The 14622-nt window shown below is 64.6% G+C and carries 11 protein-coding genes, 1 tRNA gene and 1 other RNA gene; 6 read left to right on the forward strand and 7 right to left on the reverse strand.

Going from position 1 to position 14622, the window contains the following annotated elements:
• Window positions 1-113 precede the first annotated feature (113 nt).
• Complete coding sequence (locus XcodCFBP4690_RS16630) at window positions 114-599, reverse strand: glutathione peroxidase (RefSeq protein ID WP_104542606.1); 486 nt, start codon at window positions 597-599, stop codon at window positions 114-116.
• 325 nt (window positions 600-924) lie between these two features.
• Between XcodCFBP4690_RS16630 and XcodCFBP4690_RS16635 the strand changes: the two genes are divergently transcribed.
• Together XcodCFBP4690_RS16635 and XcodCFBP4690_RS16640 are read left to right on the forward strand one after the other, a co-directional pair.
• Complete coding sequence (locus XcodCFBP4690_RS16635) at window positions 925-3123, forward strand: M3 family metallopeptidase (protein WP_208622760.1); 2199 nt, start codon at window positions 925-927, stop codon at window positions 3121-3123.
• A 204-nt stretch (window positions 3124-3327) separates the two neighbouring features.
• Window positions 3328-3401, forward strand: a non-coding RNA gene (locus XcodCFBP4690_RS16640) — sX9 sRNA.
• A gap of 86 nt (window positions 3402-3487) precedes the next feature.
• On the opposite strand, the gene XcodCFBP4690_RS16645 is transcribed toward XcodCFBP4690_RS16640, so the two are convergent.
• The 3 genes from XcodCFBP4690_RS16645 to XcodCFBP4690_RS16655 form a co-directional block, all read right to left on the reverse strand.
• Complete coding sequence (locus XcodCFBP4690_RS16645) at window positions 3488-3988, reverse strand: MarR family winged helix-turn-helix transcriptional regulator (RefSeq protein ID WP_104542610.1); 501 nt, start codon at window positions 3986-3988, stop codon at window positions 3488-3490.
• Window positions 3989-4054: 66 nt separating this feature from the next.
• Complete coding sequence (locus XcodCFBP4690_RS16650; RefSeq protein ID WP_104542612.1) at window positions 4055-4900, reverse strand: DUF3298 and DUF4163 domain-containing protein; 846 nt, start codon at window positions 4898-4900, stop codon at window positions 4055-4057.
• Window positions 4901-4938: 38 nt separating this feature from the next.
• Window positions 4939-5223 carry a GNAT family N-acetyltransferase gene (locus XcodCFBP4690_RS16655; RefSeq protein ID WP_104542614.1) on the reverse strand — a complete coding sequence of 95 codons (285 nt, stop codon included), beginning with the start codon at window positions 5221-5223 and terminating at the stop codon, window positions 4939-4941.
• Window positions 5224-5433: 210 nt separating this feature from the next.
• Between XcodCFBP4690_RS16655 and XcodCFBP4690_RS16660 the strand changes: the two genes are divergently transcribed.
• Entirely contained in the window at window positions 5434-5634 is a 201-nt protein-coding gene (locus tag XcodCFBP4690_RS16660; RefSeq protein WP_104542616.1) for a hypothetical protein, read from the forward strand.
• Between the two features lie 84 nt (window positions 5635-5718).
• Here the strand turns inward: XcodCFBP4690_RS16660 and XcodCFBP4690_RS16665 are convergent, their stop codons facing one another.
• Window positions 5719-6327: a rhomboid family intramembrane serine protease gene (locus XcodCFBP4690_RS16665; RefSeq protein ID WP_104542618.1), complete on the reverse strand. Its 609-nt coding sequence runs from the start codon at window positions 6325-6327 to the stop codon at window positions 5719-5721.
• A gap of 7 nt (window positions 6328-6334) precedes the next feature.
• A complete protein-coding gene (locus tag XcodCFBP4690_RS16670; protein WP_104542620.1) occupies window positions 6335-7900 on the reverse strand; it encodes a POT-type proton-dependent oligopeptide transporter in 1566 nt (521 codons plus the stop codon).
• 272 nt (window positions 7901-8172) lie between these two features.
• On the opposite strand from XcodCFBP4690_RS16670, the gene XcodCFBP4690_RS16675 reads away from it, so the two are divergent.
• From XcodCFBP4690_RS16675 to XcodCFBP4690_RS16685, 3 genes are all read left to right on the forward strand, one after another.
• Window positions 8173-9942, forward strand: a complete 1770-nt coding sequence (locus XcodCFBP4690_RS16675) for a M14 family metallopeptidase (protein ID WP_104542622.1) — start codon at window positions 8173-8175, stop codon at window positions 9940-9942.
• A gap of 176 nt (window positions 9943-10118) precedes the next feature.
• Entirely contained in the window at window positions 10119-12308 is a 2190-nt protein-coding gene (locus XcodCFBP4690_RS16680) for a beta-glucosidase family protein (RefSeq protein WP_146091932.1), read from the forward strand.
• A 142-nt stretch (window positions 12309-12450) separates the two neighbouring features.
• Window positions 12451-12537, forward strand: a tRNA-Leu gene (locus tag XcodCFBP4690_RS16685).
• A 205-nt stretch (window positions 12538-12742) separates the two neighbouring features.
• Here XcodCFBP4690_RS16685 and XcodCFBP4690_RS16690 read toward each other — a convergent pair.
• Window positions 12743-14314 (reverse strand): serine hydrolase domain-containing protein, encoded by a 1572-nt coding sequence (locus XcodCFBP4690_RS16690; protein WP_244183686.1) that lies wholly within the window; start codon window positions 14312-14314, stop codon window positions 12743-12745.
• Window positions 14315-14622: the final 308 nt, after the last annotated feature.

Here is a 14622-nt window from a genome sequence, read left to right on the forward strand (position 1 = left end):
ATCTGGTCTATGGCGTCCTCAAATCGGGCACCGCATTTGACCCACAGAAAGCCCTTGCCAGGTGAGGGGCAAGACGGTATCTACCTACATGTTGGGCTTCACGCCCCGCGGGATCACGCGCCCAATGCGCGCTCGATGTCGGCCGCGATGGCTTCGGGTTTGGTCGTCGGCGCATAGCGCTCCAGCACCGCGCCGTCGCGGCCGATCAGGAACTTGGTGAAATTCCATTTGATCGCTTCGGATCCCAGCACGCCGCGTTGTTCGTGCTTGAGCCACTGCCACAGCGGATGCGCACCGCTGCCATTGACCTCGATCTTGGACGACAGCGGAAAATCCACCGAGTAATCCAGCGAACAGAACTGCCGGATCTGCGCCTCGTCGCCCGGCTCCTGATGTCCGAACTGATCGCAGGGGAATCCGATCACCACCAGCCCGCGCTCACGGTAGCGCTGCCATAGCGCCTGCAATCCGGCGTATTGCGGGGTAAAGCCGCACTTGGACGCTACATTCACTACCAGCACCACCTTGCCCAGGTAATCGCGCATGGACTGCGTGCGACCATCCAGGTCGGTGAATTCGAAGCTGGAGAGGTCGCGCATGTCTGGCTCGATGGTTGCGAAGGCCGCAGGGTAACGCGTTGCCTGCGTTGCTGCAGCGCAGCTGTACGCCGCCGAAGGTTGCCATGCGGCACGTCCTGCGCGCTCCAGGCACGCCGGAGAGCGTTATCGGCACAACGCCGGTCCGCGCACGATGCCCCCAGCAAGACGCCACGGCAGCACGCTGCGCTACGGCCCCGCCCGCCTTGCCAGATCGTCAGCACCCGCCCTGCCCTGCGCACAAACGCCGCCCGGGCATGCCTTTTGTCACAGGCCTGTGCGGGCCAGCTGGGTTAGCCTCGGCGGTTCGCACTTTGGAGCAACTCTCTTGACCACCCGTCTCGCTTTTGCCCTGGCCGCTTCCCTGGGACTTGCCATGCCGTCCTACAGCATCGCCGCGCCTGCCGCCACGCAGGCCGCCACCCAAGCCAACCCCTTCTTTGCCGACAGCACCCTGCCGCTGCACTACCCGCAGTTCGACAAGATCACCGACAGCGACTTCGCCCCCGCCTTCGATGCCGGCATGGCCGAGCAATTGAAGGAAGTGGACAAGATCGCCAACCAGAAGGCCAAGCCGAGCTTCGAGAACACCATCATCGCGCTGGAAAAGAGCGGCGCCACGCTCGACCGTGCCACCACCGTGTTCTTCAACCTGGTGGGTGCCGACACCAACGATGCGCGCAAGAAACTGCAGGCCGATTATTCGGCCAGGTTCGCCGCGCACCGCGATGCGATCTCGCTCAACGGCAAGCTGTTCGCGCGCATCCAGACCTTGTACGACCAACGCGCCAAGCTGGGACTGGATGAGCAAGGCGTGCGTCTGGTCGAGAAGTACTACAGCGACTTCGTGCGCGATGGCGCCAAGCTCTCCGATGCGGACAAGACCACGCTCAAGGCGATGAATGCCGAGCTGGCCAAGCTGGGCACCACCTTCAGCCAGAACGTGCTGGCCGAGGTCAACGCCGCCGCGGTGGTGGTGGATGACGTCAAGCAGCTCGACGGCCTGTCCGAAGAACAGATCGCCGCCGCGGCCGAAGCGGCCAAGGCGCGCAAGCTCGAGGGCAAGTACGTGATTGCCCTGCTCAACACCACCGGCCAGCCGCCGCTGACCCAGTTGAAGAACCGCGAGCTGCGCAAGAAGATCTACGACGCCTCGGTGTCGCGCGGCAGCCACGGCGGCCAGTACGACAACACCGCGCTGGTGTCGCGCATCATGAAGCTGCGTGCCGACAAGGCCAAGCTGCTCGGCTTCCCCACCTACGCTGCCTATTCGCTGGAAAACCAGACCGCCAAGACTCCGGAAGCGGTCAATGCGATGCTGGGCAAGCTGGCACCGGCGGCGGTGGCCAATGCCAAGCGCGAAGCTGCCGACCTGCAGGCGATGATCGACAAGGAACAAAAGGCCGCACGCAAGCCGACCTTCAAGCTCGAAGCCTGGGACTGGGCGTACTACAGCGAGAAGGTGCGCCAGGCCAAGTACAACTTCGACGAGTCGCAGCTCAAGCCGTATTTCGAGCTGAAGAACGTGCTGGAAAACGGCGTGTTCTATGCGGCCAACCAGGAATACGGCCTGACCTTCAAGCAGCGTACCGATCTGCCGACCTACCGCGACGACATCACCGTCTACGACGTGTTCGATGCCGACGGCAAGCAGCTGGCGATCTTCATCGCCGACATGTACGCCCGCGAATCCAAGCGCGGTGGCGCCTGGATGAACTCCTATGTGTCGCAGTCGGAGCTGACCGGTTTCAAGCCTGTGGTGGCCAACCACCTCAACATTCCCAAGCCGCCGGCCGGCCAGCCGACGCTGCTGACCTGGGACGAGGTGACCACCATGTTCCATGAGTTCGGGCATGCGCTGCACGGCATGTTCTCCGACGTCAAATACCCGTATTTCTCCGGCACCAGCGTGCCGCGCGACTTCGTCGAGTTTCCCTCGCAGGTCAACGAGATGTGGGCCGACGAGCCGTCCATCCTGAAGAACTACGCCAAGCATTACCAGAACGGCACGCCGATGCCGCAGGCCTTGCTGGACAAGGTGATTGCCGCATCCAAGTTCAACCAGGGCTTTGCCACCACCGAATACCTGGGAGCGGCGATGCTGGACCAGAACTGGCACCAGATCAGCGCCAGCGACGTTCCCGATGCGGCCGGCGTCATGGCGTTCGAGGCCAAGGCCCTGCAGCAGGACGGCATTGCCTATGCGCCGGTGCCGCCGCGCTACAAGACCCCGTATTTCAGCCACATCATGGGCGGCTACGCGGCCGGCTACTACGCCTACATCTGGTCCGAAGTGCTGGATGCCAATACCCAGCAATGGTTCAAGCAACACGGCGGCCTGAGCCGCGCCAACGGCGACCGCTTCCGCAAGACCTTGTTGTCGCGCGGCGGCAGCGTGGATGCGATGGAACTGTTCCAGAACTTTGCCGGCCATGCGCCGCAGATCGAACCGTTGCTGGAAAAGCGCGGCTTGAGTGCGCAGGGCGGCGATGGCGCCACCCCGGAAACACCGCAGTCCAAGCCGTAATCCGGCCTGCAGCCTTGCTTCAAACACAGCGCCGCCCGGAGCGATCCGGGCGGCGTTTTTGATGCAGGCAGAGGCGGGGCGTGTCGCACGCGAGCCACTGGCCGCCTGGCGAAAACCAGTGCGTGACTAAAGAGCGGCTGGCAAAACGACTGCGCGCCGCCAGGCGGGCGCGGTCGGTGCTTGGTGCTTGGTGCTCGGTGCAGCATGTACCACGCGTACACCGGTTCCTCAGCGCCATCCGCACCCACCTGACGAGCGCTCGCTACGTTTTGTCGGCCGCTCTAAGGCTGGCAAGCTGCGTGTGCTGCCGTCTTGCGAGGTTCGGGTACCGTCCCGCCAACCGGCCCGGATGCACTGACCGCTGTCAGGACTCCACCGCGTCCACGCCATCGAGCAGCTTCTTCAACAACTTCTCCAGGCGCACCTGTTCGGTGTCGCTGATGCCGGCCGTTTGCGCATTCAACAGCGTGCACGCTTCCGGCAACAGGCTATCGATCAAGGCCAGCCCTGCCGGCTGCAGGGTCAGTACGATCTTGCGGCGGTCGTCGGGACTGGCGCCGCGGGCGATCAAGCCCTTCTCGCACAGCTGATCGGTGAGCCGGGTGATGTTGGCCGGTTTCTCGCTGGCCGCCTCGGCCACTTCGGTGGGCGTGATGGCCTGTTCCGGCGTGCCATAGAGCATCATCAGGATTTCGTATTCCGGCGGACTGATGCCGTACGGCTTGAGCCGCACGCAGGCTTGCGTATGCATTCGCTTGTAGAGATGCTTGACCAACCTCACCAGGACGGCCGGTTCCCGCGGAAATTCCGGGTAACGCGCGCAGGTGTGGTCCACGCGGTTTGCGGTTGGATCGAAACTACTCATATCACCCGTTGGAATACATTACCGAATTGTCGCGCCATTCAATCACATCGACTGCGGGGCGATACATCAGCGAGCGAAGAGATGTGCATATTCCGGCGCGACCCACGGCAGCAATGTGGATGCAGCGACGTCGGCGGTTTGCGTGCCATCCGAATACGGCCCCACCTGATACGGAGGAAACACGAAACGCAATGCGGTGATCTGCCCGGCTGCATCCAAGAGCGGGACGAACTGCGCGAAGTTGTCCACTTGCGCGGTAGTGCCCTCGGCGATCATGCGATCGGCCGAGGCCACCTGTTCGGCCTGTTCTTCGATCGGCACGCGGTCGGCTGCCACGCGTTGCGTGGCAGCGGCATGCAGCTGTGCGGCCACCGCGCTGCCGATCTTGCCCCATCCTGCCGCGTCCGGAATCAGCGCCTGCGCAGTCAACTGCTTGCGCTCCTTGACCAGCCACACGAAGCGCGCCACCAATGGCTCGCCATGTGCGCCGCCGGTATAGCGGCTGCCGTCGGCAGAGATCACGATCAGGTCGGCGGTCTGCAACACCGTTTCGAATGCCAGCGACAATTCGTAGGGCGCGGCGGGCTTGTCGTTGCCGAGACCGGAAACGGCCTGCATCAATTCGCTGCGCGCGTCCTGCGCGTACTTGCGGATCAACGCGGTCAGTTCCGGATAGGCATCCAGGCCCCGCGGATAGCTGATACCCACCATGTAGGCAGGCGCGTGCTCGATTACATCTTCCAGCGGGCCGCTCTGCACCATCGCCGGCTCGACCGGCGCCGGCGGTGCCACGGCCGCATCGGCCGCCGGCTCGGCCGGCTCGGAGGTTGCCGGTTCGCGCTGCGTACAGCCGGTCAGCAGCGCCAGCACCAGCAGGCCCCGCACCCCATTTCCTGCGAACAACCGCCCCATTCCCACCCGCTCCCCTGATTGACTTGCCGCTGCGGCCGTCAGGCCAGCAGATCCTGAAACTGTGGATGTCGACGCATATAGGCCTGCGCATAACTGCACGCGGGGACCATCTTGAGCCCGGATGCACGCGCAAACTCCAGAGCGGCCTCGACCAATGCGGCGGCGATCCCGCGCCCGGCGATCGCCTCCGGCACCAGCGTGTGAGTGATGGTCATGCCTGCACTGTCGCGGCGGTAGACCAGTTCGGCACGGTGTCCATCGGCGTCTACGACGAAATGCTGCTGTGTCGGGTCGTGGTCGACGTGCACTGTCGCTGCCTCCATCGTGATTCGCGCCGCTGCCAAGTGCGGTCAGTGTGACCAGCGCGGCGCCGCGCCTGCGTGAAAATGAATCCACGCTGTGAACGGCAGCCCGGCTTGGCGATGCGCTGCTCAAGTTCGCTGCAGCAGCGCCGATAGCTGACTCGAAGGCGCTCGCTGCAACCGGTCTCCGGCATGCCTGGCGCCCTCGTCTCACCTATGAGGAGTCACCGCATGCACAACGATTCGGCAGGAAACAACGCGCAGAGCGACAGCTCGCTGCTGGAAGGGCTGTTACAGTTCGCCATCGCCGGCGACACCCATAATCCGGACTTCGCGCAGCTCAACGACACGGTGTATCAGCGCCTGCAGCAGGCCTACGGCGCGGTATCCGGCTCGGCACTGGCCACCGATCAGAAACGCACCGCGGCCTGAGGCCGGCACCGCCGCATCCGCCAGGACCCGTCATGCACCACCGCGGTCCTGGCCGGTTTGCCGCACGCCCTCGCCGGCCACGGCTCAGCCAAAGCGCGGGTTGGAGAGCTGGTCCAGGAAGATCTGCAGCACCCTTGGCTCCATGATCAGCATGAACATCACCCCGAATGCCGCGCCGGCCAGGTGCGCGCTGTGGTTGATGCGATCGCCGCCGCGGCGGTCCATCCACAGGCTGTAGCCCACGTAAAACACCGCATAGATGATCGCCGGTGCCGGAATGAACAGCACCAGGATGATGGTCCACGGCTGCAGCAGGATGAAAGCGAACAGCACCGCCGACACCGCACCGGAGGCGCCCAGACTCAAATAGTTGGGGTTGTTCTGGTTCTTCAGGTAGCTGGGCAGGATCGACACCACCAGCGCGGCCAGATAGAACAGCGGATAGGTCAGCATGCTGCCGGTGAGCTGCAGCATCACCTTCTCGATCACCCGGCCGAAGAAGAACAAGGTGATCATGTTGAAGACCAGGTGGCCCAGGTCGGCATGGATGAAGCCGTAGGTCACCAGCCGGTCGTATTGCTTGTGCTTGTCCACGGCCGGCGGCCACAGGATCAGGCGGTCGTTCAACTTGCGGTTGTTGAACGCCATCCAGGAGACGATGCCGGTGATGGCGATCAAGATCAGGGTAATCATGCAGACCTCAGGCAGAACGGTAATTGTCGACCATGCGATAACCGCGCGCATACAGGCCGAAGGCCAGTGCCGCCAGGAATGCGAAGGCCGCGAAGAAGAACATCAGGAACGCCGCTTCGCTGAGTCCAGTATCGGCGATATGCGCGGTCACCGTCTCGTTGCGCACCGCCACGTTCGATAGCAGCACCCACAGGTTGCCGACCGTGGTGGTCAGATACCAGAAACTCATCACCACGCCCTTCATCGATGCAGGCGCCTGGCTGTAGGCGAACTCGATGCCGGTGGCCGACACCAGCACCTCGCCGAAGGTGAGCAAGGCATAGGGCAGGATCTGCCAGGCGATGTGCATCGGCTCGCCGCCATCCATCACCACCTGGATCGCCCCCACCACGATCCAGGCCACGCCGCTGAACGCGATGCCGCTGGTCATGCGCCGCAATGGCGTGGGCTCCCAGCCAACCCGGCGCAGCAGCGGGTACAGCACCAGATTGTTGAACGGGATCAACAGCATCACCAGCAACGGATTGATCGCCTGCATCTGCGAGGCGGTGAACCAGGCCGGCATGGTCATCTCGCGCCCTTGCAGCACCCAGGTCGAGGCCTTCTGGTCGAACAGCGAAAAGAACGGCGTGACCAGCGCGAAGATCACCAGCACCCGCAGCAGCGCGCGCACGCCTTCGACCGCAGTATCGGGATGGATGCCGCGCGCACGCTCCAGCTGCCACCAGGTGCCGCCGCCAATGCCAGCCAGCAACAGCACCAGCGCAATGCATAGGCAGATGACGATGCCCAGCGGCTCGATCCAGGCGAAACTCGCCAGCGCCAGCACCACCGACAATGAGGCCAGCACCAGGCCCGGACGGCCCTGCCCCGGCACGCGCGTCAGCAACGCGGTGCGTACCACCGCGCCGAATCCGTGCGGGTCCTTCGGCGGCAACGGCACCCGCACGTAGCGGTTGCGCCCCAGCCAGAACACCAGCGTGGCCACGAACATCAGGATGCCGGGAATGCCGAACGCCCAGGACGGCCCCAGGTTCTTCAGCGCCAGCGGAATCAGCAGCGAGGCGAACAGCGAGCCGAAATTGATGATCCAGTAGAACGCGTCGAACACCACCTTGGCCAGGTGCTTGTTGGACTGGTCGAACTGGTCGCCCATGAACGAGGCCACCAGCGGCTTGATGCCGCCCGCGCCCAGCGCGATCAGACCCAGCCCGACGAAGAAACCGCTGCGGCTGCCTTCGAACATGGCAAGACACGCATGCCCGGCGCAGTAGACCAGGCTGAACCACAGGATGGTGTTGTATTTGCCGAACAGCCGATCGGCCAGCCAGCCACCCAACAGCGGGAAGAAATACACCCCGATCATGAAGCTGTGCAGGATATGCTTGGCTTCGGCCTCGCGGCCCGGGCCGCCGATCTCCTGCAGCAGCAGCGAGGTGATCAGGAACTGCACCAGGATGTTGCGCATCCCGTAGAAGCTGAAACGCTCGCAGGCTTCATTGCCGATGATGAAAGGAATCTGGCGCGGCAGGCGCGCGCCGGCAGTGGGGCCGGGCAAGGTCGTGGTGGTCAAAGGCGGTCCGGTCGAACTGATGACAGGCCCTATCGTACCGGCGTCAGCTGCCTGGCCGCCATGCGGCGGGTGCGGCTGCATCCGTGGGCTTGCCAACGTCGCGCCGGAACGGCGGTGGATGGGTCCAGCACAGGGGCAATACACGCCTGCCGATTGCGACGCGCCAGGTCGTCGTGGCCGCTTGAACGGTGTGCGCATGCCGCAGTGCAGATTGGCCTGCCGCGCCGGCTCGGCTACATTGCAAACGTTTTCCTGAAACACCGGACCGCTGGATGCCCCGCTACACCCGCCTGGCCTTGGGCCTGTTGTTGTCGACTTCCGTTTCCACCGCCCTTGCCGCCGCGCCGCTGACCAGCGTGGCCGAGCGCAGCGGCTTTACGCAGACCGGCCGCTACGACGAAGTCGTCGCGCTGTGCGATGCCTTTGCGCAGCGCTATCCGCAGGCGGTGCGCTGCACGCAGTTCGGCACCACGCCCGAAGGGCGGCCGATGAAGGCGCTGGTCGTCTCCACCAGCGGCGCACTGGATGCAGACGCCGCCGCGCAACGCAAATTGCCGGTGGTGCTGATCCAGGGCGGCATCCATGCCGGCGAGATCGATGGCAAGGACGCCGGCTTCCTGGCCTTGCGCGAGTTGCTCGAGGGCAAGGCCGGCAAGGGTGTGCTCGACAAGCTGGTGTGGGTGTTCGTACCGGTGTTCAACGTCGATGGCCATGAACGCTTCGGCGCCTGGAACCGCCCCAACCAACGTGGCCCCGAGCAGATGGGCTGGCGCACCACCGCGCAGAACCTCAACCTCAACCGCGACTACGTCAAGGCCGACGCGCCGGAAATGCAGGCCATGCTGCAGCTGGTGCAGCAGTGGGACCCGCTGATGTATGTAGACCTGCACGTCACCGATGGCGCCAAGTTCGAGCACGACGTGTCGGTGCAGGTGGAGCCGGTGCATGCCGGCGACACCGCCCTGCAGCGCGATGGCACCCGTTGGCGCGATGCGGTGCTGGCCGACCTGCGCAAGCAGGGCTCGCTGCCGCTGCCGTATTACCCCTCCTTCGTGCGCGAGGACGATCCCGCCTCCGGCTTTGCCGACGACGTGTCGCCGCCGCGCTTCTCGCATGGCTATTTCCTGCTACGCAACCGCTTCGGCATGCTGGTGGAAACGCACTCGTGGAAGGATTACCCCACGCGCGTGCGCATCACCCGCAACACCATCGTCTCGGTGCTGCAGCAGGCCGCCAGGCACGGCACCGCCTGGCGCGCCGATGCGCTGGCCGCCGACCAGCGCGCCAGCCGCCTGGCCGGCACGTCCGAGCCGCTGAGCTTTGCGGCCGGCCCCAAGGCGCGCACCGTGGCATTTCGCGGCTATGCCTACACGCGCACGCCCTCGCCGATCTCCGGCGCACTGATGACGCGCTACGACGAGACCACACCGCAAATCTGGAACGTGCCGCTGCGCGATCAGATCGCCCCCGACCTGGTGGTCGACGCGCCGCGCGGCGGCTATCTGGTGCCGGCCGCGCAGGCCGCCTTCGTCGCAGAGAAGTTGCGCCTGCACGGCATCGCCTTCCGCACCATCGACAGTGCTGCCGACTACCCGGTGCAGAGCTTCCGCGCCGAAGACACCCGTTTTGCGGCACGTTCCAATGAAGGCCATCAGACCGTGGAGGTCAGCGGGCAATGGCGCGAGGAACGCCGCGCCGTCCCGGCCGGCTCGCTGTTCGTGCCGATCGCCCAGCCCAAGGCGCGCCTGGTGATGGCGATGCTGGAACCGCAGGCGCCGGACTCGTTGCTGCAGTGGGGCTTTTTCAATAACGCCTTCGAACGCAAGGAATACATGGAGGCCTACGTCGCCGAAGACGTGGCGCGCGACATGCTGGCCCGCGATGCCGGCCTGAAGGCGCAGTTCGAACAGCGTCTGGCCAACGACACGACCTTTGCTGCCGACCCGCAGGCGCGGCTGGAATTCTTCGCCCGGCGCCATTCCTCCTGGGACGAGCGCTATCAGCTGTATCCGGTGCTGCGGACCGCGCAGACCGACTTCTGACGGCCCCGCCAATTCGGCGAGCGGCCAGGCGCGCCAGGGCGCCATCCGATCCGGGCACCGCGGTGCCCGACCTGTTTTGACATGCCCGCAACAGAGGACACCCCGTGCCACATCCCGATATGAAAACGTTTACACACCCCGTCTCCTGTCCGCGCCCGCTGGTGCTGGCGGTGGTGATGAGCCTCGGCATAGCCCTGGCTGCACCGGCGGCGGTGGCGCAAACGGCAACGGCGCCACCGCCGTGGATGGATACCGCACTGACGGCCGACCAGCGTGCCGACCGGCTGCTCGCCCAGATGAGCGAAGACGAAAAATTCCGGATGCTGCGCAGCTACTTCGGCCTGGGCACCGACAAGATCCCCAAGCCCGAGGGCGCGCTGGGCTCGGCCGGCTATGTGCCCGGTATTCCACGGCTGGGCGTCCCGGCGCAGCAACTGGCCGATGCCGGCGTCGGCGTCACCAATCCCGGCGGCATCCGCAAGGGCGATTACGCCACCGCGATGCCGTCGGGCCCGTCCACCGCGTCCAGCTGGAATCGACAGCTGGCTTTTGCCGGCGGCCGGACCATGGGCCGCGAATCCTGGCAGCAGGGCTTCAACGTGCTGCTGGCCGGCAGCGTCAACCTGCAACGCGACCCACGCAACGGCCGCAATTTCGAATATGCCGGCGAAGACCCGCTGCTGGCAGGCAGCATGGTCGGCGAGTCGATCCGCGGCGTGCAGAGTGCGCATGTGTTGTCCACGATGAAGCACTTCGCGCTCAACGACATGGAAACCCGGCGCAACTTCCACAGCGCGCAACTCGGCGAGCAGGCCATGCACGAATCGGACCTGCTGGCCTTCGAGATTGCGCTCGAGATCGGCGACCCCGCCTCGGTGATGTGCTCCTACAACAAGATCAATGGCATCTACGGCTGCGAGCACGATTACCTGCTCAACCAGGTGCTCAAGCAGGAATGGCACTACCCCGGCTACGTGATGTCCGATTGGGGCGGCGTGCACAGCGGCTCCAAGGCCGCGCTGGCCGGGCTGGACCAGCAATCGGCCGGCGAAGTGTTCGATGCGGCGGTGTTCTTCGATGCGCCGCTGCGCATGGCGGTGGGTGCCGGGGTGGTGCCGCGTGCGCGCCTGGACGACATGGTCAAGCGGGTCTTGCGCAGCTTGTTCGCGCATGGCGCATTCGATCACCCGACCCAGCGTCAGCCCATCGATGGCAAGGCCGGGCAACTGGCCGCGCAGCATGTTGCCGAAGAAGGCAGCGTGCTGCTGCGTAACGAGCAGGCCACCTTGCCGCTGTCCAAGGACGTGCGCCGCATCGCGGTGATCGGCGGCCATGCCGACAAGGGCGTGATGTCCGGTGGCGGCTCCTCGCGCGTGGACTACACCATCAACGGCGGCAATGCGGTGCCCGGCCTCACTCCGACCACCTGGCCGGGCCCGGTGATCATCCATCCGTCTTCGCCGCTGCAGGCGCTGCGCGCCGCATTGCCGAATGTGCAGATCGACTACGTGGATGGCGCCGACCGCGCCGCTGCCGCACGCGCGGCCAAGGCCGCCGACGTGGCGATCGTGTTTGCCACCCAATGGGCGGCCGAATCGGTGGACCTGCCGGACATGCGGCTGCCCGACAACCAGGACGCCCTGATCGAGACGGTGGCCAAGGCCAACCCCAGAACCACGGTGGTCCTGGAAACCAACGGGCCGGTGCGCATGCCCTGGGCCGAGCGCGTGCCGGCGGTGTTGCAGGCGTGGTACCCGGGCATCGGCGGCGGCGAGGCGATCGCCAACCTGCTCACAGGCGCGGTGAATCCGTCCGGCCACCTGCCGGTGACCTGGCCGGTGGACGAATCGCAGCTGCCGCGTCCGTCGATTCCCGGCCTCGGCTTCAAGCCGGCCAAACCCGGCGAGGACACCATCGATTACAGCATCGAAGGCGCCAACGTCGGCTACAAATGGTTTGCCGCACGCAAGCTCACCCCGCGTTATCCATTCGGACATGGCCTGTCGTACACCCGCTTCGACATGGGCAACCTGCAGGTGGACGCAAACGGCAGCACGCTCACCGCGCGTTTCGACGTGCAGAACACCGGTGACCGCGAGGGCGCTGCAGTACCGCAGCTCTACCTCGTGCTGCCGGAGGGGCACACCACCCCGCTGCGGCTGATCGGCTGGCAGAAGCTCACGCTCAAGCCCGGCGCAAAGCGCCGCGTGCAGGTGGTGGCCGAGCCGAAGACGCTGGCCGATTTCGACGCGAAGGCACGGCACTGGAAGATCGCAGCGGGCACGTATCGCGTGCAGCTGGCGCGCTCGGCCAGCGAACCGGTGCAGAGCGTGGAGGTCGCCTTGCAGGCCACGCAGCTGCCGTAAGCGGCGACGGCGGGCGCATGCCGCGGGCCTGCGCCCATGGCGGCGCTGTCCGGATCACGCACAGCGCGGGCAACGGCAACTATTTTTGCAAAAGATGCGTTGACAGCCGCGCGCGCAGCTTGCACAATTCTCCCCCTGAGTCGCCCAGGTGGCGGAATTGGTAGACGCACTAGCTTCAGGTGCTAGCGGGGGCAACTTCGTGGAGGTTCGAGTCCTCTCCTGGGCACCACGACTCACGGTAGATCGTAAAAAACCCCGCTTCGGCGGGGTTTTTTGCGTTTGGGGCATGCGATTGGACGATAGCCAACCGGCATGAGTGAGCATGCCGATCGGCAGCGCAGCCAGAATGCGACAACGGCGACGCACCGCCGAACCGGGCAATCGAACTGCAACCAGCAACAACCCGCTGAGGCCTCACGCCCCCTCAGATCGGATCATTGTTGTCCCGACGGGGCGGACATGTTCTTGATGCGCTGCCTGATGGCAATTGAATGGGCGAGATCTCCGTTTGCTTCATACGCCTCGGCAAGGCTGTCCAGCGCATTGCTGGACGCCGGAAACAGCAGCACGTTGAGCGCGAATACACGAATCGCCGCATCTGCGCCGAGATTGGACAGAACGGTGTAGCCCGTCGTGTTGACCACAGCCTCGAGCTGATTGAGGGGGATGCTCTTGTCCGCATGCAGTGCATCGGCCAACAACTGGGTGTCGTGATCGACAGGCGTCTGCAGGGCGAAGGAGATGAGCTTCTCCGACAAGGCTTCGGCGGGAAACGTCTGCGGCGCGATGGCAGCCATGACGCTATCGACAAACACCCGGGACCACACGCCGAGCGCGCTGCCATTGGTCAGGTAAACGATGGTGTAGCTATCGCCATCCAGCGCGTCGACAAACAGCAGCCGCACCCTCACCCGCGCGCCGCCATCATGACCGACGTACCGATAGGCACCGCTTGCGCCGACCTCCCAGCCGCTGGCAAACCAGCCGCGCTGCCCATTGGGCAGCAGCTGCGGTTGCCACAGCTGTTGCAGCGTTGGCTTGCCGACCAACTTTCCATGCCGCATCGCTTCGAGGAAGGTCGCCAGATCGTCGATGCTGGTGTAGAGCTCGGCATGCCCAAGGGCGTAATCAGGCCAGGCGATCTGCGGCTCTTCCTGCAGTTTTCTGTCCTTGCCAACGTAGGCACTGACGACGCCACCAACCGGCAATCGGGGGCGTCCGAGAAAGGTATGCGCCAGCTGTAACGGCTTGAGGATCCGCTCGGAGACGATCTGCGAATACGGCTTGCGGTAATGCACCTGGAGCAGTTGCGACAGCACCAGATAGTTGGTGTTGATGTAGCGGGTGTTGCTGCCCGGCGAAAACAGCAGTGGTTGGTTGCCAAGCACAGCAAAGACGGCCTGCACAGTGGCAGGAAACGATGCGTTCGTGTCAGGCGCGCCGCTCATCTGCGCCTCGGTGAAATATTCTGGCAACCCGGAAGTGTGGTCGAGTAGCTGACGCACCGTGATCTTGTGCCAGCGCTGCGGCAGATCTGGCAGGTAGATCCGAGCAGGTCGATCCAGATCGATCTGCTTGGTCTCGACCAACTGCATGATCAAGGTGCTCACCAGCAGCTTGCTCATCGAAAATGCAGGGAATATCTGTTCAGGCGTCACTGGCTGCCGGCTGCCGAGATCGGCCTGCCCATCGGCATCGCGAAACAGCAACTTGCCGTTGTGGGCGACATAGACGGCCTGCCCTACGATGCCGTAGCGTTGCCGATTGAGCTGCATCTGCTGCGCCACTCGGTCGGCCAATGCATCGGCCGACGCGATCAACGGCAACCACAGCGACAGAAGAAGGAGCACAATTTGCAGCAGCAAACGCCCCATTGCCGGCACTGCATGCGGTAATTCACGATGATGCTGGAGCTCTCGATTCAGCGTGAGCCGGCATTGGCGCTGCATCGCATCCATGAGGCAGGGGGACTGCGGCAAACCGGTCGTTGAAGGCGTCACTGCCATTGAACTGCTCCCACTCGGAGAGCGTCAGTCTAGAGCGTGTTGACAGGCGCAGCACAATTGTTAAAGCGGCTCACAAGCCGTAGTAGGCACCCGACTGGTGGAAAGGGCAGTGGTCTTGCCGCCTGCCTGCTGTTGGATGCAATCAGAAACCCGCGTCAGATACTGCGTCGGTCGAGGCCGCGACGCCCCCCACACAGTTTGCTGGTCGCTTTGCGAAGCGCGACGCACACCGACCATCCCGACTGGCTCTTGCCCGTCCACCGTCGCGGGACCTTACGCGGCATGGATGGCGCGTAAGAGCCTACAAG

Source organism: Xanthomonas codiaei, assembly GCF_002939785.1.
GTDB classification, from domain to species: Bacteria; Pseudomonadota; Gammaproteobacteria; order Xanthomonadales; family Xanthomonadaceae; genus Xanthomonas; species Xanthomonas codiaei.